The sequence below is a fragment of the Algibacter lectus genome, assembly GCF_900112395.1.
GTDB lineage: Bacteria > Bacteroidota > Bacteroidia > Flavobacteriales > Flavobacteriaceae > Algibacter > Algibacter lectus.
On record NZ_FOLN01000001.1, the window covers coordinates 118,989 to 142,283 of the forward strand.

Sequence of the window (23,295 nt, forward strand, 5' to 3'; positions counted from 1 at the left end):
ATGATGCTATTTAACACAACACAAATTAATGATGCTTTTGTAAAAGAAAGTGACAACCTAGTTGGAAAAGCCTTTTCTTTTTTAGAAAAAATAAAAATGGGAGGTATTGGATCTAGTAGATTTATGATTGAAGAAATAAGCGAAAAACTTCAACCTAAAAATCTACAAACTCTAGCCACAAATTATGCGAATATAGAACTAAGGCCAAAAGGTATAATCGTGCATTTTACAAATAGACTCGATCGTTACTCGTGGATAATCCCCTATTACAGATTAGTTACTTATAGCACAAAAACGTATACTATACACGCTAATGGACATTTTATTAAGTTTAAGAAAAATAAAAATTATGACGATAATAAAAAGTTTATTGATAAAATGATTAACTTAAAAATCAGCTTTTTAAAATTAGATTATTACGATGCTTAAAAGCCATTTCTATTCTAAAACAAGACACTATGAAGCCTTTAATTTTAATACTTTTAATAGCCACTACTATGCAAATAGATACTATATTTAAATTTGAAAACACATCGGATATTACTAATTGGACCGTGGTTAACGATGCTGTTATGGGCGGAAAATCGTCTGGAGCATTCACTTTAAACGAAACAGGCCATGGCGTTTACACCGGCCATGTATCTTTAGAAAACAATGGTGGTTTTTCCTCTTTAAGATACAGGTTTAATGACATTAGCACCGAAGGCTTTTCAAAAGTGATATTGAAAATTAAAGGTGATGGTAAAAATTACCAATTTAGAGTAAAATCTAAACTAACAGACAAACACTCTTATATCGCGCTTTTCAGCAGTTCAAAAACATGGGAAGTAATCGAAATATCACTAGCGGATATGTATCCGGCGTTTAGAGGTCGTAAACTCGATATTCCAAACTTCGACGCAAATAGCATTGAAGAAGTTGCATTTTTAATAGGCAACAAAACTGCTGAAGATTTTAAACTAGAAATTGATTCTATTGTTTTAAAGTAATTTGAATACCTAGTTAATCACGCTTTACAAACAAACTAGATCGAGATGGCGCCGGAACCATAGAACTAAAATATCGCTTAAGCTTTTTCTCATCCTTAATATTTAAAGTATCTAGTTGGATATTCTGCCCGAAACAATTTACGGTATTGAGCCTGTCGGTTTTCACTAAAACAATCGTAGGTTTTACTTCATTTTTATTACTACAACCGCAAAAAAAAGTTGTAAACAAAACCAATAGAAAAATGTTCCGTAGCATAATTATTAATGTTAAATATTTAAAGGCACATATTAAGGATATTACTTTAAAGTAGCATAATTAGACATCAAATAAATTTGTTAAATTCTTATTAAAAGCATGAAATTTGCTTTATTTCATATAAAAAAATAATTTCACATTTCATCTTTAAACAAAAAAAAATCCTGCTTAAAAAGCAGGATTCTTTCATAAATTATATTTTAATAATACTTATACAAACAAAGGTTTATCTTGCATCATAGCATTTACTTTTGCTTTTACTGCTTCTAAAGCGGCATCATCTTCAAAGTTATTAATAACCTCGTCAACAAGCTCTACAATAGCAACCATATCCGTATCATTTAAACCACGAGTTGTTACAGCAGAAACACCTAAACGGATTCCAGAAGTTACAAATGGAGATTTATCATCAAAAGGTACCATGTTTTTATTTACAGTAATATCTGCTTTTACTAACGCTTGTTCAGCATCTTTACCAGATAAGTTTTTGTTACGTAAATCTATTAACATACAATGGTTATCAGTTCCACCAGAAATAATGTTATAATCTTTAGCAACTAATGCTTTGGCCATAGCAGCAGCATTTTTCTTAACTTGTAATTGGTATTGTAAAAACTCATCGGTTAAAGCTTCACCAAAAGCAATCGCTTTAGCAGCAATAATATGCTCTAATGGTCCACCTTGATTTCCTGGAAAAACAGCTGAATCTAATAAAGATGACATTTTACGTAAGTTTCCGTTTTTAAGTTTAATTCCGAAAGGGTTTTCAAAATCTTTCCCCATCATAATCATACCACCTCTTGGTCCACGTAATGTTTTGTGTGTTGTTGTAGTAACAATATGGCAGTGAGGTAATGGATCGTTTAAAATACCTTTAGCAATTAAACCTGCAGGATGAGAGATATCGGCCATTAAAATAGCACCAACGCTATCAGCAATCACTCTAAAACGCTCAAAATCAATATCACGAGAATAAGCTGACGCTCCTGCAATAATCAATTTTGGTTGCTCTTTAGTAGCAATTTCTTGAATTTTATCATAGTTTAAAACTCCTGTTTCTTGCTCTACACCATAAAATACCGGGTTGTAAAGTTTACCAGAAAAGTTTACTGGAGAACCATGAGTTAAATGCCCACCATGAGATAAATCGAATCCTAAAATTTTATCACCAGGGTTTAAACATGCATGGTAAACAGCTGTATTAGCCTGACTTCCTGAGTGAGGTTGTACGTTTACATATACTGCACCAAACAAAGCTTTTGCTCTATCAATAGCTATTTGTTCAACTTCATCAACTACTTCACATCCGCCATAATAACGTTTACCAGGGTAACCTTCGGCGTATTTATTAGTTAACACAGAGCCTGCAGCTTCCATAACTTGGTTGCTTACAAAATTCTCCGATGCAATAAGTTCTATACCGTGTAATTGGCGTTCTTTTTCGGCTTCAATAAGTTCAAAAATTTGTTCGTCGCGTTGCATATTATGAGTTTGATTTTTAATATTCCGCAAAAATAACAAATAGATTACTTAAATTGATGAAAATTTCGTTTTTTACATTTAACTTTTTAACCAATTTATTAACGGTTAAAGAAAATTCATTTTTAAAGTAATTTTTCGTTGTAAAACAAAAAAATTATGTACGTTTGATAAGAATACAACAACCCGAAAACAAAACAGAATATGCCATTAACAGCGAACAACCCAGATAGAAAGTCGTGGCTACACGTCGATAAAAACTCCGATTTCCCGATACAAAACATTCCTTTTGGTGTTTTTTTAACCCGAGATGATATTATAACCATTGGTACCCGTATTGGTGATACTGCTATAGACTTAGGTGCTTTACACCAATTAGGCTATTTTGATGGCATCCCGTTAACCGACGATATTTTTCTTCAAGATACCTTAAACGATTTTATTGCAGATGGCCGTAAAACATGGCGTTTGGTTAGAGATAGAATTGCAGAAATTTTTGATGCAGAAAATGATGCCTTAAAAAGCAACATGCAACATAAAGAGGTTGTTCTTTTTCGTTTAGACGAAATTGAAATGCAACTTCCTGTTCAAATTGGTGATTATACCGATTTTTACTCAAGTAAAGAACACGCTACTAATGTTGGTACATTATTTAGAGATCCAGAAAACGCGTTGTTACCTAACTGGTTGCATATTCCGGTAGGTTACCACGGGCGTAGTTCGTCTATTATTCCATCTGGAATTCCGGTGCACCGCCCTAAAGGTCAAACTTTACCAAATGGAGCAACCGAACCTGTTTTTGGACCAAGCCAGTTAATAGATTTTGAGTTAGAGATGGCTTTTATTACAACCGATGCTAACGATTTAGGAGAACCAATACCAGTTAACGAAGCAGAAGAATATATATTCGGACTTGTACTTTTTAATGATTGGAGCGCACGCGACATTCAAAAATGGGAATACGTGCCACTAGGGCCGTTTTTAGCTAAAAACTTTGCATCGTCTATTTCACCTTGGATTGTAACGCTAGATGCTCTAGAACCTTACCGTGTAGAAGGACCTAAACCAATTAAAAAACAATTGGATTACCTTAAATACAAAGGCAAAAAAAGTTACGATATTAATTTAGAAGTCGCCATACAGCCAAAAGGCGCTAAAGAAACTACAGTAAGTCAATCTAACTTTAAATATATGTACTGGAACATGTCTCAGCAACTAGCGCACCATACCGTAAATGGTTGCCCAGTAAACTCTGGCGATATGATGGGTAGCGGAACCATTTCTGGACAAACACCAGATTCTTATGGCTCTATGCTAGAGTTAACATGGAAAGGTGAAAAACCTTTAAAAATGAAAGATGGTACCGAACGTAAATTTATAAATGATAACGACACCGTTATTATGCGTGGTTATTGTGAAAAAGATGGTACTCGTATTGGTTTTGGAGAAGTATCTACACAATTACTTCCTGTATTCGAACCCAAAAAACCTAAATAACTCTATAAAAATCAAACACTTAAAAGCCCTCAAACTAAAAACTTGAGGGTTTGTTTTTATTTGGCATCAAAATTGAAATTACCTCCAAATAACATAAAACCTATACTTATGAAAAGATTACTACTATTATTGTTATCCATTTCATTTTTAATATCCTGCGGTGGACGCAAACAACTCGAAAAAGCCATAAATACAGGCAACTACAATCAAGCCATTACAGAGGCATTAAAAAAACTTGAAACCAATAAGGATAAAAAACGAAAACAAGATTACATTCTAATGCTTCGTGATGCTTATTACAAAGTGGTCGAAAAAGATTTAAACACCATTAAACATTTAGAAAAAGATAATAACCCAGAGTTATTTGAAAATATTTTTAATGTTTACAAAAATCTAAATACACGACAAGAGGCCATAAAGCCTGTGCTTCCATTATACATTAACGGAAAAGAAGCTAAATTTGAATTTAGCGACTATAGCTCTCAAATTTCGAGCTACAGAAACAAAACCTCTAATTACTTATATGAAAAAGGTCTCGACTTATTAGAAAGCGATAACAAAGAACAAATTAGAGATGCGCATCAAATTTATAGCTACATAGAATCTATAAACCCTAATTACGAAGATACACGCGAGCTTATACAAGAAGCTCATGCTCGTGGTACAAAATACGTTATTGTAACCATTGCAAACCAAACAAAACAAGCTATACCTAGAGATTTGGAAAGCGATTTACTAAATTTCGACACTTATGGCCTAAACCAATTTTGGACTGTATACCACGCATCACCAGAGCGAGCTAGAGTATACGATTTAGCCATGCAATTACAGTTAAAACAAATTATCATCTCTCCAGAACATGTAAAAGAACGTCAAATTCTAAGAGAGCAAACCATAATCGATGGTAAAAAATATGTTTTAGATAAAAAAGGAAACGTAAAAAAAGATAGTTTAGGTAACGATATTAAAGTAGATAATATTATAAAAGTTAAAGCTAAGCTATATGAGCTAAGCCAACAAAAATCGTCTCAAATTCTAGGAAACGTGATTTATAAAGACATGAAAACAAATCAGGTTTTACAATCTTTTCCTGTAGATAGCGGTTTTAACTTCCAAAACATCTACGCAACTTATCGTGGAGATAAACGTGCCTTAACCACCGAAGACTTACAACTTATAAGATCTCGTAAAGTACCGTTCCCTATAAACGAACAAATGATATTCGACACCGGAGAAGATCTCAAACTACAACTCAAAAATATTATAACCACTTACAATCCCGAATAAAATCAAAAAGTCCTCTAAATTTTAGAGGACTTTCTTTTTCAATAAAACTTCAAATTAAATACAGTAAAAATAGTATTACATCGCTGTTTTTGTATAAGTAAATGTTGTTTTACTAGTTATAGTTTCACCATTTACATCAATATAATTAATGTTTCCTTCAGAGGTAAATTCAGTAAAATCATCATTTACCTCAAGTTGGCTCGTTTGACTAAAACAACTAGATACTACCATTAAACCATAAGTTTCATTTAGTTTCCAAGTACCAATAGTAGTTTGCTCATTATCACAATCACTAGTACCACCTGCAACAAAAGAGTAAGCTCTATCGTCCTCAAAACCGTAAACAATATCTTTCTCACAGTCATCATATTGCACAAACAAATCTGTACTAGCATTATCTTCACCGTCATCGGTTAAATCAATTTCATCTTCAGCAACAACAGCAGTTAATACCCAAGTACCACTAAAATTCATTTCTACATCGGTTAATTCCCCCGTTAAACTATCGGTACAAGTTACACCATCACTGTCGTCGTCGTTACAACTAACAAATAGTAAACTAAACACCATTAAACTCTTCATTAATAAAATACTTTTCTTCATAATTAATTATTTTTATTTTCAAGATGATAAATCTCTTCAAAGGTTGCGTTAGAATTATTCGTTTTTTACACAAAAAACCTTACAAAAAGACCTATTAAACTGCATATCAAACTAATAAACTCAAAATTATGGAAACAAAAAAATGCCCGATACATTTATCGAGCATTCTACACTTTATCAAAACAAGTAAGTTATTAAATAAACTTACTTAAATCCATTTCATTAATCGCACCATGGCTTTCATGTGCAACAGCTACACCATTTTTAATTACCAAAAGCTGTGGAGACTGGTGCATAACCTGAAATTTATACCCCACTTCATTAGATATCTCTCTAAAATTCAGTAAATCTAGAAAATACAAATCTGCATCCTTCTCAGTAAAATCATAAGCATCTACAAACTGGCTCATCACCATTCTACTAATTCCACAACGCGTAGAATGTTTAAAGATCATTTGAGTTTTAGTACTCGATTTTTCCTTTATTAAATCCAATTGCTGCATAGCATTCAACGGAATCCAAGGCAATACCTTTTCTTCTTTTCCTTCTCCCGAATCACCAAAAATTTTATTAAATAATCCCATGTTTTTATTATTATACTTCTTTGGGCGTTACCACAAGGGTCGGGCTTTCACTACTCGCTACCTCCTACCGTCGGGGAGCTCAAACAAGCCGTTCTATCCCTAACGCAATTGTCCGCCAAATTAATGTTAAACCCGAAACTTTTTCGAGTATTTGGTTCAAATTTAAGTACTTTTATAATACTCAAAAACAAAACTTACCAGAAATAAGTCGACAGCTAAACTAAAACCTTACAAACCGACAAAAAGTCATTTAAAACTACAATACAACCGCCATTTTGTCTTGCAAATCAACTTGGTAGGGAATTTGAAATATACATTCCGAAATAAAAAAACAACAAGATTTCCCGTTAAACGGAAATCATAAAACATATTAATTATGAACCTAAACGATTATACTATTAAATCGCAAGAGGCCATACAACAAGCACAACAAATTGCGCAAGGTTTTGGCCAACAGCAAATAGAAAACGAACATATTTTTAAAGGCATTTTTGAAGTCGATGAAAACGTGCTACCATTTATCCTAAAGAAATTAAACGTAAATATCCCGATACTAAAACAAGCTCTAGACAAACAAATAGAAAGCTTCCCAAAAGTATCAGGTAGCGAACTTATGTTATCTCGCGAAGCAGGAAAAAGCTTAAATGAAGCCTCTATAATTGCGAAAAAACAAAAAGACGATTACGTTTCTATCGAACACCTTATTCTAGCTGTTTTTAAATCAAAGAGCAAAATAGCGCAAATGCTAAAAGACCAAGGTGTAACCGAAAAAGGACTACAAGCTGCAATTGATGAGTTACGCCAAGGCGAAAATGTAACCTCACAAAGCCAAGAAGACACATACAATTCGTTAAACAAATACGCTAAAAATTTAAACCAGTTAGCTAAAGATGGTAAATTAGATCCGGTTATTGGTCGCGATGAAGAAATTCGTAGAATTTTACAAATTTTATCACGTAGAACCAAAAACAACCCAATTTTAATTGGAGAACCTGGTACAGGTAAAACTGCTATTGCCGAAGGTTTAGCACACCGCATTGTAGATGGAGATATTCCAGAAAACCTGAAAAACAAACAAATTTTTGCTCTAGATATGGGAGCACTTATTGCAGGAGCTAAATACAAAGGTGAGTTTGAAGAGCGTCTAAAAGCCGTTATTAAAGAAGTTACTACTAGCGACGGAGACATTGTTTTGTTTATTGACGAAATACACACACTAGTTGGTGCAGGTGGCGGACAAGGTGCGATGGATGCAGCAAACATTTTAAAACCTGCTTTAGCACGTGGCGAATTGCGAGCTATTGGAGCAACCACTTTAGATGAGTATCAAAAATATTTCGAAAAAGATAAAGCTCTAGAGCGTCGTTTCCAAAAAGTTATGGTTAACGAGCCAGATACAGAAAGTGCCATTTCAATACTTCGTGGTATAAAAGAAAAATATGAAACACACCATAAAGTACGTATTAAAGATGAAGCTATTATTGGAGCTGTAGAACTTTCAACACGATATATTACCAATCGTTTTCTACCAGATAAAGCCATCGATTTAATGGATGAAGCCGCCTCTAAGCTACGCATGGAAATAAATTCTAAACCCGAGGAACTAGATGTTTTAGATCGTAAAATCATGCAACTTGAAATTGAGATTGAAGCTATTAAACGCGAAAAAGACGAAACGAAGTTAAAATCTCTACGTTCAGACTTGGCTAATATCAAGGAAACTAGAAATGAGCTTAACGCAAAATGGAAAAGTGAAAAAGAAGTTGTAGACAATATTCAAAACACGAAGCAAGCCATTGAAAACTATAAGTTAGATGCAGAAAAAGCAGAACGCGAAGGTGATTATGGTAAGGTTGCAGAATTGCGTTACGGAAAAATAAAAGAAGCCCAAGAACAGCTAGAGATTTTCCAAAAGCAATTGGATGAAAAATCGGAAACATCTCTTATTAAGGAAGAAGTGACTTACGATGATATCGCTGAAGTAGTTGCTAAATGGACAGGTATTCCTGTTACGAAAATGCTACAAAGTGAACGCGAAAAACTCTTAAGACTAGAAGATGAACTACACAAACGTGTGGTTGGCCAAGAAGAAGCTATAGAAGCTGTTAGTGATGCTGTACGCCGTAGTCGTGCCGGATTACAAAATCCGCAAAAACCAATTGGAACCTTCCTATTTTTAGGAACCACCGGAGTTGGTAAAACAGAATTAGCAAAAGCCTTAGCTGAATATTTGTTTGATGATGAAAGTGCAATGACCCGTATAGACATGAGTGAATACCAAGAGCGTCATGCTGTAAGCCGTTTGGTAGGAGCACCTCCAGGATACGTTGGTTATGATGAAGGTGGGCAATTAACTGAAGCCGTGAGACGTAAACCATACTCTGTAGTGCTTTTAGATGAAATTGAAAAAGCGCATCCAGATACGTTTAACATCTTATTGCAAGTTTTAGATGAAGGTCATTTAACAGATAACAAAGGTAGAACAGCAGATTTTAAAAACACGATAATAATTATGACTTCTAATATGGGAAGTCAAATAATTCAAGATCGTTTTGAAGCTACAAAAGATATCGACTCAGCTATTGAAGCTGCAAAAGTAGATGTACTTGCTTTATTGAAACAAACCGTAAGACCTGAGTTTTTAAATCGTATTGACGATACCGTGATGTTTACGCCTTTAAGCAAAGAAAACATTGTATCTATTGTTGGTTTACAAATAAAAAGTATCACCAAAATGATAGCAAAACAAGGTATTACTTTCGATGCTACACCAGAAGCTGTAAGCTATTTAGCCAACAAAGGCTATAACCCAGAATACGGAGCAAGACCCGTAAAACGGGTAATACAGAAAGAAGTTTTAAACGCCCTGAGTAAAGAAATTTTAGCAGGAACCGTAACAACAGATAGTATTATTTTACTCGATGCCTTTAATGACGAGTTGGTTTTTAGAAATGAAAATCACTTGGTTAGCGAAGAAATCTAAGTTTTTGATACTAGAATTTAATTGTTAATTTGAAGCAACACAGAACTCGAAATGAGGGATGTGTTGCTTTTTTTTATTAACGGAATAATGTAAAACGCCAATTAAAGATAAAATTCTGATACTATTTTTACGAATTACCTTTCAAACTAAAAACATCTTTTAGAAACACATAAAAACAGTTCATTTTACCGCGAGTCTTTTATAAATAAGCCTTGCCATAGATAAATTATATTACAAACACCATGTTTTTCTTAATTTTTCTATGAAAGTAGGAATTAAGTTACCGTTCGTCTAAAAAATTAAATTTTACCCAAACAACACTCGGTTAGTTTCTAACTTTACAGAAGAATTACCCTAAACTTTCATTATTTAAAACTAATGAAGACTAATTCTGCCCCCTCATAAAAAAATATAGCTTAACCTAAAACTCCCTAACAATGATTATTTCGGAATACATAGACTATACCCTATTATCTCCCACAACAACAGAAGCAGAAATAATAGCACTCTGCCAAGAAGCAAGAAAAAGCAACCTCAATAGCATTTGCATAAACAGCTGCTATGTAGCACTAGCAACAGAGCTACTTATAGGCACGGACGTTAAAATATGTTCTACGGTTGGTTTTCCTGCAGGAAGCGCTTCAACAGCAACTAAAATTTTTGAAGCAACCAACGCCATTAAAGAAGGTGCTAGCGAAATCGATATGGTTATCAACCTTGGTTTATTGAAAAGTAAAAACTACGTATCGGTAATGAAAGATATTAGCGCTGTAAAAACAGCAATTTCGAACATACCACTAAAGGTTATTATTGAAATTTCAGAATTAAATAAAAACGAAATTGTAAAAGCATCTCAAATTTGTTCGGATGCTAATGCCGATTTTATAACCACTTCTACCGGTTTTTCTAAAGGTGGCGCCACATTTACTGCGGTAAAAATTATTAAAAAAACTGTTAGAGATACCATAAAAATTAAAGCTTCGGGAGGTATTACTAATTTAGAAATGTCTCAAAAATTTATAGATATTGGTGTAAGTCGTATTGGAGCTTCTCCAAACTTAAAACTTAGAAAAGCGCTTTTAAAACTAGCATAAAACAAGTTTTATTTACTCAATTTAAATGAAATGGCTTGTCCGGTATATTTCTGTGACAAGCTATTTATCGCAGTTTCACTTAACTGAAGCACTCGTGGATAACCACCAGTAGTTTGGCACTCGCGCATTAAAACAATAAGCTTTCCTGAAGGTGTAAGTTGAACTGTTCCAGGAATAACTGGTCCGGTAATAATCGCTTCTAAATTATTTTGAAAATTTTCATTTAGCTGATATCCCATTCTGCTGTTATTATTTGAAATAGTAAAACGTATAGACAACAATTTCTTTTGCTGAGCATCAGTTAGGTTTTCAAATTCTGGACCTACATAAACTTCCAAATTCGATGAATTTATATAGGATTCATCGTATCGAATTCTAGAATATCTATTTTGATTCTCCAGAGATGAGGCATTAATAGCTAATTCGTCATTTTTAAGCAACCTGCTTGCTTTTGTAATGTTCGAACACATACTTTTACTCTTCATGACTGTTTCGGTTTTAAAACCACCTAAAACAGCTAAATAACACCTAAAACCCCATTTAAGTTTTCCGAAATTTAATATATCTCCAGGTTTTATAGCAATCGAACCATTGTTCGTTATTTCAACATCATTTAACTTAGCGTCCATTTGTGCGCCAGAAAATGCAATATGTGTATTTACAGAAAATTGAAGACTAGCACCTAACATCGTCATTTCTAAAACCGCTTCATCTTCATAATTACCAACTAAGCTATTTGCAAAAGCTGCCGCTTTTCGATCCATAACTCCTGAAAATGGCACACCAAATTCCTGATAACCGTAGCGACCAAAATCTTGAATGGTGGAATAAAAACCTGCTTTTAAAACCTTAATCATTTACTTCTTCGCTTTCTAATTCATATACTCCCGCCTCTACTAAAGTTTTAATATTGTTATACGTTTTTAATGAAACTGAATAAAATTGAACGCGATCTCCGGCTTTCGCAAAACATGGTTTTTCTTTAGAAACATCGAAAAAATTAAGAGGAGAATTACCGATAATATTCCAACCACCAGGACTCTCATTTGGGTAAACTCCTGTTTGATTGCCGCCTATAGCAACAGCTCCTTTTGCAACCTGTAACCTTGGAGTAGATTTACGCGGCATTTGGAGTAATTTATCTAAACCACCCAAGTATAAAAAACCAGGTAAAAAACCTATAAAGTAAACGGTGTAAATAACGCCACAATGTTGTTTAATAATATCATTTTTAGATACCTTTTTTTCAATTGAAACAGCATCCAAATCGAGACCAAAAGCCTCATCATAACATACAGGAATCTTCCACAATTGAGAAGCCACATAAATAGCATTATTTTTACTTGAATAGATTTTATCTATAATAGCAATTCGCTCCTCTAAAGAAATACCTATGTTTTCATAAAAAACTAATAATGAGTTATATGAGGAATTTACCTGAATAATTTCTTTAACATGATAATTTTCGATTTTAGTCTTCAGAATTAAGACATCCTGAAGAACATCTTCTCTAATTTCAGCCGGCCACTCTACTAAAACGGCATGTAAACCTAAGGATTTATAACAAAGTTTAAAAGCCATTTAAACTAAATAATTTTGATTTGATTAAGCTCCAATTTACCTTTTAAATATTCAATTAAATTTACAACATTTGGTTGGTCGCCGTGAAGACAAAATGTATCAGCTAAAATATCGATATCACAACCTTGAATCGTTTTAACTTTTTGTTCAGAAACCATCTTAAAAACATGGTTAAACAAGTCGTCTTTTTCATGAATTAAAGCTTCTTGTTCTTGCCTAGAAACTAAGCTTAAATTGTTGTTATAATTTCGATCAGCAAAAGCCTCGTAAACTATTTTAATATTATTCTCTAAAGCTAAATTTGCAATAACAGACTTATAAGGCACATAAAGTTTAATAGGCAACATAAGTGATTTTATAACCTCGATAATAACGTTTGCTGTTTTAACATCGGTAGCCGCTAAATTGTAAAGCGCGCCATGTGGTTTTATATGATGAAGTCTTGCGTTTTCAGATTTTAAAACAGAAAGCAAATCTCTAATTTGATGTTTAATGGAAGCGTAAAGCGCAACGCAGGACATGTCCATAATCACTCTTCCGAAGTTTTCTTTATCAGGAAATGATGGATGTGCGCCAATTTTAACACAATGCTGCTTAGCTAAACGTGTAACATCTCGCATAATCTCTAAAGTTCCGGCATGCCCACCACAAGCAATATTGCATGAGGATATATGCGGCATAAGCAAACTTTCGTTGCCAATCCCCTCGCCTACATCAACATTAATATCTATAGCTTTAATTTCCACCAAACCAAGTTAGCGAATTTAAATTAATTATTAGAAAGAATTTAAGGCGTAAATAGCGAAAGAGCCTAACCAATGTCCACCTTCGTAGCTATCACCAAAAATACTAGGTAAAGAATGGTTTAAGTGTTGTATAGCCACAGGCTTTAAATGTACATATTCTGGCAAACCTTCTACTATTTTATTTAAACTCCACGCTCTAGAAAAATTTAAACCATCTAAGTGTACTAAATGCCCATCGCTTCTATCGGAAACCTTACCCGTTTCTAAGGAAAAGCTTCTAGATTTCAGTTGCGGAAGAAAATCATTTAGCCATGTTTTATAAGTTTCAACAGGTAACAATCGCTTCATTAAAGCAGCCTCTTCTAAGCAAGGCGATAAAAAATCTGAACCGCCAGGCTCCCAAGACATCGGGCAATTTTCATCATTCAAAAAGAAATACTTTGCACGAGTTTCAATCGCTTTCTTAAATGCTTCATCATTTACCGCAACAGCATAATCGTAAGCAAAAGACATTCCGAAAGCTGTATTCCCATGTGTTCCAACTCGCGTTGGGTAATTTAATTTTGGAAGATAAACGGTATATTTTTCAACAATTAAATTTGTTAGAGGCTGAAGATTTTCTTCTAAAACTCTTGCAGTATCATCGTCCCAAGTATGAAGCTCTTCCGCCAACTTTAACAACCAAGCCCAACCGTAAGTTCGCTCGAAAGACGCATTATGTTTACCTAAAAAATAAGCAACCTCACCTTCAATGTTTTCTTTAGACAAATTAAGCAATAACCTATTCTTTAAATCATTACGGTTTTTTATATCAGGATTCGTTTTAAGTAAACTCACCAAACTCCAATGTCCATGTACAGCAGAATGCCAATCGAAACAACCATAAAAAGCAGGATGTAATGTTGCAGGATTTTTTAAATCTTCTCCACTTCCTAAGGTTTGAGATAACTTATTTGGGTATTCAGCATTTATACAATGAAGCGGTAAAGCAGCCAATTTATTTGCCTGCTCTAAATCTAGTTTTGGAACATCTTGACTTATAACTTGAACCACATCATGATCAGAAACAATCTCCTGTTTATTTTCTGATTGTTTGCAAGCTGTAATAAATAATAGAAAAAGAATAATAACATGTGGTTTCATATAGAAGCTATTTATCGAGGTAAGAATCTATCAAAAGACTGCCAATATTTATCCTTGTAAATATCAAAAGTAACTTTTAATCTATCTGAGTATTTTGTTTCAATCTCATAAAAAACTTTAGAAGGTTTTCTAAAATCGGTACATGCAAAATATACCTCGCGCATACTATCAGCTGTTTGTCTACCAATATTAAGATAGCCATCAAAATCTTTAAGCTGCGCTAAAACTTCATCTTCAATAACACTTAAAAGATTATAAGTACCTTCATCTGGCATACCATTATCTACAATACCTTGATACTCCATTTCGAGCACTGCAACCCATGGATGCGATGCTTTGCTATCCCATTGTAGCAAATCAGTATTAACAACCGCTAAAAGCGATAAACCAGACTCCATAGTAGCCTCTAACGCCGCATAACGATCTTTATCCGTAGAATGCCGCAATCCATCATATTTTTCAATGAATTCCTTTTCTCGCCAAATTAGAAAATCTTTTAATTTCTCTATAGGCACTAAATCTGCTTGAGCATCAGCGGTATTTACAACATTTAGATTATCGATAATAGAAACCGCATTTAACTCGCCCAAAGCATTATCTAAAAATAGATAAACCCCATTGGTGAAATCTACACGTTGCTCTTCAGTTAAACCATTATGAGTTATGGTGATATCAATTTCGTCAGGATAATCTCCTAAATCGTTAGAATAAAAATGAAGTGTATTTTTACTAAACTCCAACTCACCTATTTGGATGTTCGAGTCATCGAAACCAGATTCCGGTTTTAAAGCTGTAATTTTCCAGCCTTTAATTTCTGGAGCTTCGTTTACCAAATCTTCAACAAAAGCAATGTTTCTTAAATCACCATCGGCCGTTAAAATAAGTTCTGCTGTGTCAGTATCACACATTCCTGCAAGAAACCAAAACCCTTCTTTTAATTCATCTAATTTTAAAGATAAATCATTAAAAAACAAACTATTAACATCACCTTCCTCACTAATCACTTTAAAAAATGATTTTTCTTTTTTAACAAACCACTTCCAAAAATCTGAATAAGATTTTACAGGCATATCTTTCTTTAGTAACTTATTAAAAAAACTCATACCGCACCATTAGGTGATTTCGTTTTAAACAAATATAACAATTGAAAATAAAAAAAAAGAAGAACGTGAGATTACTCTACACGTTCTATTTTGGCACCAATAGCGCGTAAACGCTCATCGATATTTTCGTAACCACGATCTATTTGCTCTATATTCTGTATAGTCGATGTTCCTTTTGCAGAAAGTGCCGCAATAAGTAAGGATACACCCGCACGAATATCTGGAGACGTCATGGTAGTTGCTTTTAAAGTCGATTTAAAATCATGACCAATAACAGTAGCTCTATGCGGATCGCATAAAATAATTTTTGCTCCCATATCAATCAATTTATCCACGAAGAATAAACGACTTTCGAACATTTTTTGATGTATTAAAACACTACCTCTAGCTTGTGTAGCTACAACTAGAATGATACTCAATAAATCTGGAGTAAAACCAGGCCAAGGCGCATCGGAGATGGTTAAAATAGAACCATCTATATAACTTTGAATTTCGTAACCGTTAGTATGTGCAGGAATATGAATATCATCTCCTTGCTTTTCAACGGTGATTCCTAATTTTCTAAAAACACTAGGTATTACGCCTAAATCGTTCCAGCTTACGTTTGAAATAGTAAGCTCACTTTTCGTCATAGCCGCAAGACCAATCCAACTTCCTATTTCAATCATATCAGGAAGCATACGGTGTTCCGTACCACCCAAAGTCTCAACTCCCTCGATAATAAGCATATTAGAACCAACACCACTAATTTTGGCCCCCATTCTATTTAGCATTTTACAAAGTTGCTGCAAATAAGGTTCGCAAGCCGCATTGTAAATTGTAGTTGTTCCTCGAGCCAAAACAGCAGCCATTACAATATTTGCTGTTCCAGTAACCGATGCTTCTTCAAGCAACATATAAGTTCCAGTTAAATACTCGGCTTCTACGCCGTAAAACTGATCTTCTTTGCTGTATTTAAATTTAGCACCTAAATTAATTAAACCTTCAAAATGCGTATCTAGTCTACGGCGACCAATTTTATCTCCTCCTGGTTTTGGAATATATCCTTTACCAAAACGAGCTAATAAAGGCCCTACAATCATTATAGACCCTCGTAAGCCACGGCCATCCACTTTAAAAGCATCAGACTCTAGATAATCTAAATCTACTTCGTCTGCTTGAAAAGTATAACTTCCTTTGCTTATTTTTTCAACCTTAACACCTAGCTTTATTAATAAGTTTATTAGCTTATTAACATCTATAATGTCCGGAATATTATTTATTGTAACCAATTCTGGAGTAAGTAGAACGGCACATAGAATTTGTAAAGCTTCGTTTTTTGCTCCTTGAGGTTGGATACTACCTTTTAATTGGTGTCCACCTTCAATTTTAAATGTTCCCATGCGTAAAAATTAGTAGCGTTTTCTTTGGCGATTGTTATTATTGCTCTTTTTCTGACCGCCTTTTTTGTTGTTATTATTGGCGAATTTCGATTTAGTTCTCAATAAACTAGTAGAATCTGATAAATCTTCTTCAGAATTTCGAAGATCTATTTTTCCTTCAGATAACTCGAACAAATGTCCATAAATTATGGCATCTTCAACGGTATCTTTATTCCAGTTTAAAAAACACTTTTTCATGTGATTTGCAATGGTATAAAGCAACGCTTCTTTTAATTCACCATCTTCCCATGTGTTTGCCACATCGATCATGGTTTTAATATTATTTCCGTAGAAACGATATTTCGGGAAGTTTTGTGGGTATTTTAAAGGCTCAGGACGCTCTTCGTAAATTTCTTTAGTAGGAATTTCATAAGGAGAATCTGCATCTAATTCAAAATTAGACATAATAAAAAGCTGATCCCAAAGTTTGTGTTTAAAATCTGGAACATCGCGTAAATGCGGTTGCATATTACCCATTACAGCAATAATGCCGTTTGCTAATTTATTACGTTCTTCTTTTGTTTCTCTTGTTTTAGCGTAATTAATCATTTTCTGCATATGTCTTCCGTACTCTGGAATGATTAAATGCTCACGCTCTGTGTTGTATTCTAAATCGTCTATCAAAATAATGTGTAGAATTTATATTGTTGCATGTAGTTGTTATGCTTGCGCAAAATACAAAAAAAATTGAATAGCACGATTATTATTACCAAATCAATTATTGCGCGTACTTATTTATTAACCTAACGAGCAAATTATTTAGAAATTCAACCTCATATTCTCCAACAGTTGGCTCTATATGGTCGTTGCCAATTCCACTATCGTTTGTAATAAACACATAGGTTCCGTTGGTTGCAATAGCAAAATAACGCATTAAAAACTCGGTAGATTTATCGATACCACTTGCCGTTACCGGAATAAATTTCACACCATTTTTGGCCGCTTTAATTAACGATTTCTTAATACTTAAATTTACGTCATCGGTTTGGTGTGGTGGCGCATCTAAAAGTAAAAAAGCAATTCGTGTTTTAGAATTTGTACCCCATTGCAAATCGTTTATTGCTTCATCTAAAGCTTCCTCCACGGCCTCTTCAAAATCGCCTCCACCATCTGCGCTTTGCTTGCTAATGAAATCTACAGTAGAAGAAATACTCGTTGTAAAATCTGATCGTTTTGTGACATAATCATCGCCCTGATCTCTATAAAACACCGTAGATGTTAAAATTGTAGAATTGGCATTATCCTCTTGTGCCCGACCAATAACATCTTTTAAATCACTCTTTAAAAACTCTAGCTCGTCGCCCATTGAGCCTGTAGCATCAACAATAAAAGCCACTTCTATTCTATCGGCAGTTGCTGTAGTATTTTCAATATTAAAAACATTTACACCTTCATTAAAAAGAGAAACCCCTTGACTTATTACTTCTCCATTAATTTGAACATCGTAATCGTCAAGATTTACTGAAGAACTCGTTTTTCCGCTATCAAACAAATCTATAAATAAATTAGCTTCACCTAAATTATCTGTTTTAGCTTCACTGATAATTTCGCCATCTTTAAAAAGAGAAAGCGATACATTATTTAAAGGTTGCGAGGTGTTTTTATCTAAAACTTGAAATGCAATACGTTTTGATGTATTGAAACTCCAATTTGCTTGAAATGTAGTATAATCTTGAGAATTTAATAAATCGCTCCAGAAATCCCATTGAGTTAAATCGTTCCATTCACCAGCCGTGATTTGGCCGGCACTTTCACCATTACCACCATTACCAGAATCTCCTGAACCTTTTGAGCTCGAAGATGACGATGAATCGAGTTCATAACTTCCATCGATGGCACTATCACCATTTTCACAACTGAATAAAACAAAAACAGAACATAAAACTAAAGCAATTTTTTTCATCTCAAATATTTTATTTCAAGATGCAAAATTATACAAAAGGTTGCTTCAGAATAAAAAATAAAGTTTCAATTCTATAATGCTTATAGCAATTTCCTTAAATTTTGTAACAAAAAAATAATGCTCCCGTTTTCACGGAAAACAAACACCTACAAGTATTAAAGACTAATTACGCCTTCTACCTTAGAAGATACCTCTTTGTATTTCTCTATAACAGCCTCAGGTTTTTCCATAAAAACATCAATAGAAACACTTGTGTATTTTCCGTTTTTAGATTCTTTTGTTTTGATAACAGCTCCTAACCCATCGAAAATAGTCTCAATTTTTTCAATTTTTTCTTTGTTTGAAAGCACAATGAATTTATATAAGTATTCTGCAGGCCAAACGTCTGTATCGTATAATTGTTCTTTTAATTTATCGTAAAATTCTTCTGAATTTGGAGGTGTGCTCATTACATATTTATTTGGCTGCAAATATACAGTTTAGTTTCCATTTTTTTTATAGATTATAAATTCCGATTTTTACACAAAAATAAAGCAGCATTGAACACTAAAAAGATTGTTATTACGGGCGGTCCAGGAACTGGAAAATCAACTTTAATTAACGAATTAATAAAAAGAGGCCACACTTGCTTAGAAGAAATTTCGCGACAAGTAATTTTAGATGCCAAAAAAGAAGGTATCGATCAGCTCTTTTTAACCAACCCGCTCATGTTTAGCGAACTCCTTTTAAAGGGCCGACAAAAACAATTTGTTGATGCCGAATTATTTAAAAATGAAATCGTATTTTTCGATCGTGGTTTGCCCGATGTACTAGCTTACATGGATTTTATTGGCGATGAATGTCCAGAAAACTTCATTGAAACTTGTAACAAATCTAAATACCACACCGTTTTTATATTAAAACCTTGGGAAGCTATTTACACCAGCGATAATGAACGCTACGAGACTTTTGATCAAGCCTTAGAAATTCACGATCACTTAGTAAAAACCTATGAAAACTACGAATATAACTTAATAGATGTACCTTTTGATACTGTTGAGAATAGAACCAATTTTATTTTAAACAAATTAATGATGTAAGCATCCAAAATGGAACACCCTATTAATATACTAGAACGTTATTGGAAATTCACCGAATTCCGACCAAACCAAGAGGCCATTATAAATTCTGTTTTGGCTGGTGAGGATACTTTTGCGCTTTTGCCAACTGGTGGTGGAAAATCGTTATGTTTCCAAATTCCTGCTCTGGTAAAAAAAGGGATATGCATTGTGGTATCGCCACTTATTGCTTTAATGAAAGACCAAGTACAATCCTTAAACAACAAGGGGATTAAAGCGATGGCACTTACAAGTGGAATTTCATATAAAGAATTAGACACACTTTTAGATAATTGTGTTTACGGTAATTACAAATTTCTATACTTATCTCCCGAGCGATTGCAGCAAGAATTGGTGCAAGACCGCATTAGGTTAATGAATGTGAATTTAATTGCCATAGATGAGGCACATTGTATTTCGCAATGGGGTAGCGACTTTAGACCTGCTTACAATAACATTGCACTTTTAAGACAACTACAACCAACGGTAAACGCTATTGCTCTTACAGCATCGGCAAAACCTGAGGTAATTGATGATATTGTAAAACAACTGGATTTTATTAATCCTAAAATATTTAAGCAGTCTTTTTTAAGACCCAATTTGGCTTATTTAGTTTACAATGAAAATGATAAGTATTACAGAATACAGACGATATTAAAAAAATATAAGCAGTCTTCCATTATTTATGTTAGAAATAGAAAACTAACTATTGAACTTAGTGCTTTTTTAGAGTCTAAAAACATAACAGCTACCTTTTATCACGGTGGTTTACACAATAGTGAAAAGGATAAAAACATGGATGCCTGGATTAATAACCGAAAACAGGTTATGGTAGCTACAAATGCCTTTGGAATGGGGATTGATAAACCAGATGTAAAAACCGTGGTACATATTAGCCTACCAGAAAGTATAGAAAGTTACTTTCAAGAAGCCGGACGGGTTGGCCGAAATGGGGATAAGGCTTTTGCAGTAATTTTGAAAAACAAAAGTGACGAAGCTAGTATTAAAAAACAGTTTTTAGGATCACTTGCTAGTGTCGATTTTGTAAAGCAAGTTTACAGAAAACTATGCAATTATTTTCAGGTGCCTTACGGTGAAGGTGAATATTTAACTTTTGAGTTCGATTTTAACACCTTTTGTAAAACCTACAAGTTTAGTCCGAGTTCATGCTACAGTGCTTTATTGATTTTAGATAGAAATAGTATTATTACGCTTTCTAAACAATTTAAAAACAAGGTTACCGTGCAGTTCATAATTTCTAATGCGGCATTGTTTAACTATTTAGATACACATACGGAGTACAGTATTATTGTAAAATCTATTTTACGTATGTATGGCGGTGTTTTTGAGCAAGTCACCAAAATTGCATTGGCCAAAATAACCGAAAAATCGGCGATAAGCGAAATTAAAATAGTGAACGCTTTAAAGCAGCTAGAACATGATGGTATTATTACCTTAAAACTATCTGCAACAGATGCCGAAGTTACTTTTATTCAGCCGCGAGAAGACAACAAGACTATTAACAGAATAGCGAAAACAATAGAGCAACAAAATAATTTAAAGCAACAGCAAGTAAAAGCAATGCTAGAATATGTTGAAAACGAATCGACTTGTAAAAGCATGCAACTCCTCGCCTATTTTGGAGAAACAGAAATTAGTCCTTGTGGTATTTGTTCCGTTTGTACTCAAAAAAAAGTTAGGGTTACATCAAATGATATCACAACTATAAAAAAGCAAGTTATCGGGCTTTTAGAAAATGGAGATCAGTCTTCTAGACAAATTTCAGCTTTATTAAACACTTCCGAAGAACACATAAAACAGGTTTTAAAATTACTTTTAGAACATCAAATAATAACGATTACAGCTAAGAATACGTATAAGTTGAGCCATTTATAATTCAGCTTAATTATTAAACTCAAATAGAAACTTCAGCTACACCTAATACATAGGGTATAAAAAATAAAATATTAAACATGTATAAGCACAGACTAACATGTTAGGAAAATAAGATTAAAATGAAAGATTTAAAAATAGTATTTATGGGAACGCCAGATTTTGCCGTTACCATTTTAAAAACATTAGTAGAAAACGAACAAAACATAGTTGGGGTAATTACTGCTCCAGATAAACCTGCAGGACGTGGCCGTAAATTAAACGAAAGTGCTGTAAAAGTTTATGCAAAATCGGTTGGGTTAAATATTTTACAACCTACCAATTTAAAGAGTGAAGACTTTTTGGAAGAATTAAAAGCACTAAATGCGAATTTACAAATTGTAGTAGCCTTTAGAATGTTACCAAAAGCCGTTTGGCAAATGCCTGAATATGGCACCTTTAATTTACATGCTTCTTTATTACCTAACTATCGTGGAGCGGCTCCTATTAATTGGGCTATTATAAATGGAGAAACAAAAACAGGTGTTTCAACTTTTTTTATTGATGAGAAAATTGATACTGGCGCTATGATTCTTCAAGAAGAAATAACAATTGAACCGGAAGAACACGCAGGAAGTTTACACGACAAATTAATGCACTTAGGAAGTGATTTGGTTTTAAAAACAGTCAATCTTATTAAGGAAGGCTCTGTAACTACGGTTCCGCAACAAGAAACAGCCGATATAAAAACAGCTTATAAACTAAATAAGGATAATTGTAAAATAGATTGGAATACTTCTATTGATGCTATCCATAATAAAATACGAGGATTAAGCCCATACCCAGCAGCATGGTGCACCTTAATTAATGGTGATGATAACCTAGACATTAAGATTTATAGTGCGAAAAAAGAAATTATTGAGCATAAAGATACCATAGGAAGTATTGTTTCTACCAAAAAAGAGTTAAAAGTCGCTGTGAGTAAAGGTTACCTTATTATAGATGATATTAAGCTTCCTGGTAAGCGCACTATGGATGTAAAATCACTTTTAAATGGCTATCAATTTGAAAGCGATGCAAAAATGCTGTAAAGCCTTATTCCTGCTGATGTTATTAAAAAAACGTTAAATCAACGGCTCTTTATTAACAAATGCGATAAGTTATTAACAAAACCACGAATTTCCCTTGCTATTACTTGTGTTATTGAGTAATCCGTATAAATTTGTATAGGATATAACAAAATGTTTAACCAATTTATTAATAATTAAATTTTATATTATGAACAAGACAGATTTAATCGATGCTATGGCAGAACACGCAGGAATTACTAAGGCTGCTGCTAAAAAAGCTTTAGAATGTGCAATTATTGAAATCGAAGGAGCTTTACAAAAAGGTAACAGAGTTTCTTTAGTAGGTTTTGGTTCTTGGTCAGTTTCTAAAAGAGCTGCAAGAGAAGGAAGAAACCCTCAAACAGGTGATACTATCCAAATTAAAGCAAAAAACGTTGTAAAGTTTAAAGCTGGTGCAGATTTATCTAATGCAGTAAACTAATTATTTGCTTCATAAATATTCAGAAAAGCCTTCAAATTTTGAAGGCTTTTTTTGTATATATACATTAAAGACTTGCTTTTTTAATAAATTAATATTAGATTTAATT

22 protein-coding genes are annotated in these 23,295 nt (G+C 33.6%); 10 read left to right on the forward strand and 12 right to left on the reverse strand.

Features of this window, described 5'->3' with window-relative positions; genetic code table 11:
* Both BM246_RS00465 and BM246_RS00470 read left to right on the forward strand, forming a co-directional pair.
* Positions 1 to 429, forward strand: coding sequence for a hypothetical protein (locus tag BM246_RS00465; RefSeq protein WP_052415434.1), 429 nt, complete (start codon positions 1 to 3; stop codon positions 427 to 429).
* Positions 430 to 458: 29 nt separating this feature from the next.
* The gene (locus BM246_RS00470) at positions 459 to 989 is read left to right on the forward strand and encodes a CIA30 family protein (protein ID WP_074935355.1); all 531 of its coding nucleotides are present in this window, start codon (positions 459 to 461) and stop codon (positions 987 to 989) included.
* A 466-nt stretch (positions 990 to 1,455) separates the two neighbouring features.
* Here BM246_RS00470 and glyA read toward each other — a convergent pair whose 3' ends face one another.
* A complete protein-coding gene (gene glyA, locus BM246_RS00475) occupies positions 1,456 to 2,727 on the reverse strand; it encodes a serine hydroxymethyltransferase (RefSeq protein WP_042505495.1) in 1,272 nt (423 codons plus the stop codon).
* A gap of 201 nt (positions 2,728 to 2,928) precedes the next feature.
* Between glyA and fahA the strand changes: the two genes are divergently transcribed.
* Together fahA and BM246_RS00485 are read left to right on the forward strand one after the other, a co-directional pair.
* Positions 2,929 to 4,221, forward strand: a complete 1,293-nt coding sequence (fahA, locus tag BM246_RS00480; protein WP_074935356.1) for a fumarylacetoacetase — start codon at positions 2,929 to 2,931, stop codon at positions 4,219 to 4,221.
* A gap of 108 nt (positions 4,222 to 4,329) precedes the next feature.
* The gene (locus BM246_RS00485) at positions 4,330 to 5,508 is read left to right on the forward strand and encodes a hypothetical protein (RefSeq protein WP_074935732.1); all 1,179 of its coding nucleotides are present in this window, start codon (positions 4,330 to 4,332) and stop codon (positions 5,506 to 5,508) included.
* 75 nt (positions 5,509 to 5,583) lie between these two features.
* Here BM246_RS00485 and BM246_RS00490 read toward each other — a convergent pair whose 3' ends face one another.
* A complete protein-coding gene (locus BM246_RS00490; RefSeq protein ID WP_074935357.1) occupies positions 5,584 to 6,111 on the reverse strand; it encodes a DUF5004 domain-containing protein in 528 nt (175 codons plus the stop codon).
* Between the two features lie 194 nt (positions 6,112 to 6,305).
* Complete coding sequence (ytxJ, locus tag BM246_RS00495) at positions 6,306 to 6,695, reverse strand: bacillithiol system redox-active protein YtxJ (RefSeq protein ID WP_074935358.1); 390 nt, start codon at positions 6,693 to 6,695, stop codon at positions 6,306 to 6,308.
* Positions 6,696 to 7,071: 376 nt separating this feature from the next.
* Here ytxJ and clpB point away from each other — a divergent pair, with 376 nt between their 5' ends.
* Together clpB and deoC are read left to right on the forward strand one after the other, a co-directional pair.
* On the forward strand, positions 7,072 to 9,678 hold the full coding sequence (clpB, locus tag BM246_RS00500) for an ATP-dependent chaperone ClpB (RefSeq protein WP_042505500.1): 2,607 nt from the start codon (positions 7,072 to 7,074) through the stop codon (positions 9,676 to 9,678).
* A 437-nt stretch (positions 9,679 to 10,115) separates the two neighbouring features.
* A complete protein-coding gene (gene deoC, locus BM246_RS00505; protein WP_042505502.1) occupies positions 10,116 to 10,772 on the forward strand; it encodes a deoxyribose-phosphate aldolase in 657 nt (218 codons plus the stop codon).
* 8 nt (positions 10,773 to 10,780) lie between these two features.
* Here the strand turns inward: deoC and BM246_RS00510 are convergent, their stop codons facing one another.
* The 9 genes from BM246_RS00510 to BM246_RS00550 all read right to left on the reverse strand — a co-directional run bounded on the left by BM246_RS00510 (position 10,781) and on the right by BM246_RS00550 (position 19,118).
* Positions 10,781 to 11,629, reverse strand: coding sequence for a 5-oxoprolinase subunit C family protein (locus BM246_RS00510; protein WP_074935359.1), 849 nt, complete (start codon positions 11,627 to 11,629; stop codon positions 10,781 to 10,783).
* Entirely contained in the window at positions 11,622 to 12,353 is a 732-nt protein-coding gene (gene pxpB, locus BM246_RS00515; protein WP_074935360.1) for a 5-oxoprolinase subunit PxpB, read from the reverse strand. Before pxpB ends, BM246_RS00510 begins: the two co-directional genes overlap by 8 nt.
* A gap of 5 nt (positions 12,354 to 12,358) precedes the next feature.
* Positions 12,359 to 13,099, reverse strand: coding sequence for a 5-oxoprolinase subunit PxpA (pxpA, locus tag BM246_RS00520; protein WP_074935361.1), 741 nt, complete (start codon positions 13,097 to 13,099; stop codon positions 12,359 to 12,361).
* 30 nt (positions 13,100 to 13,129) lie between these two features.
* Positions 13,130 to 14,242 (reverse strand): DUF2891 domain-containing protein, encoded by a 1,113-nt coding sequence (locus BM246_RS00525; RefSeq protein WP_074935362.1) that lies wholly within the window; start codon positions 14,240 to 14,242, stop codon positions 13,130 to 13,132.
* A gap of 11 nt (positions 14,243 to 14,253) precedes the next feature.
* Positions 14,254 to 15,345: a DUF695 domain-containing protein gene (locus BM246_RS00530; protein WP_074935363.1), complete on the reverse strand. Its 1,092-nt coding sequence runs from the start codon at positions 15,343 to 15,345 to the stop codon at positions 14,254 to 14,256.
* Between the two features lie 71 nt (positions 15,346 to 15,416).
* The gene (gene murA / locus BM246_RS00535) at positions 15,417 to 16,727 is read right to left on the reverse strand and encodes a UDP-N-acetylglucosamine 1-carboxyvinyltransferase (protein ID WP_074935364.1); all 1,311 of its coding nucleotides are present in this window, start codon (positions 16,725 to 16,727) and stop codon (positions 15,417 to 15,419) included.
* A gap of 9 nt (positions 16,728 to 16,736) precedes the next feature.
* Complete coding sequence (locus BM246_RS00540) at positions 16,737 to 17,390, reverse strand: DUF4290 domain-containing protein (protein WP_042498533.1); 654 nt, start codon at positions 17,388 to 17,390, stop codon at positions 16,737 to 16,739.
* Positions 17,391 to 17,484: 94 nt separating this feature from the next.
* Entirely contained in the window at positions 17,485 to 18,669 is a 1,185-nt protein-coding gene (locus tag BM246_RS00545; RefSeq protein ID WP_074935365.1) for a vWA domain-containing protein, read from the reverse strand.
* A 155-nt stretch (positions 18,670 to 18,824) separates the two neighbouring features.
* Positions 18,825 to 19,118: a DUF493 family protein gene (locus BM246_RS00550; RefSeq protein WP_042498528.1), complete on the reverse strand. Its 294-nt coding sequence runs from the start codon at positions 19,116 to 19,118 to the stop codon at positions 18,825 to 18,827.
* Between the two features lie 90 nt (positions 19,119 to 19,208).
* Here BM246_RS00550 and BM246_RS00555 point away from each other — a divergent pair, with 90 nt between their 5' ends.
* The 4 genes from BM246_RS00555 (at position 19,209) to BM246_RS00570 (ending at position 23,189) form a co-directional block, all read left to right on the forward strand.
* Positions 19,209 to 19,748, forward strand: coding sequence for an AAA family ATPase (locus BM246_RS00555; protein WP_074935366.1), 540 nt, complete (start codon positions 19,209 to 19,211; stop codon positions 19,746 to 19,748).
* 9 nt (positions 19,749 to 19,757) lie between these two features.
* Complete coding sequence (locus tag BM246_RS00560) at positions 19,758 to 21,662, forward strand: RecQ family ATP-dependent DNA helicase (RefSeq protein ID WP_074935367.1); 1,905 nt, start codon at positions 19,758 to 19,760, stop codon at positions 21,660 to 21,662.
* A gap of 119 nt (positions 21,663 to 21,781) precedes the next feature.
* Positions 21,782 to 22,729, forward strand: coding sequence for a methionyl-tRNA formyltransferase (fmt, locus tag BM246_RS00565; protein ID WP_074935368.1), 948 nt, complete (start codon positions 21,782 to 21,784; stop codon positions 22,727 to 22,729).
* 187 nt (positions 22,730 to 22,916) lie between these two features.
* Positions 22,917 to 23,189: an HU family DNA-binding protein gene (locus BM246_RS00570; protein ID WP_042498520.1), complete on the forward strand. Its 273-nt coding sequence runs from the start codon at positions 22,917 to 22,919 to the stop codon at positions 23,187 to 23,189.
* Positions 23,190 to 23,295: the final 106 nt, after the last annotated feature.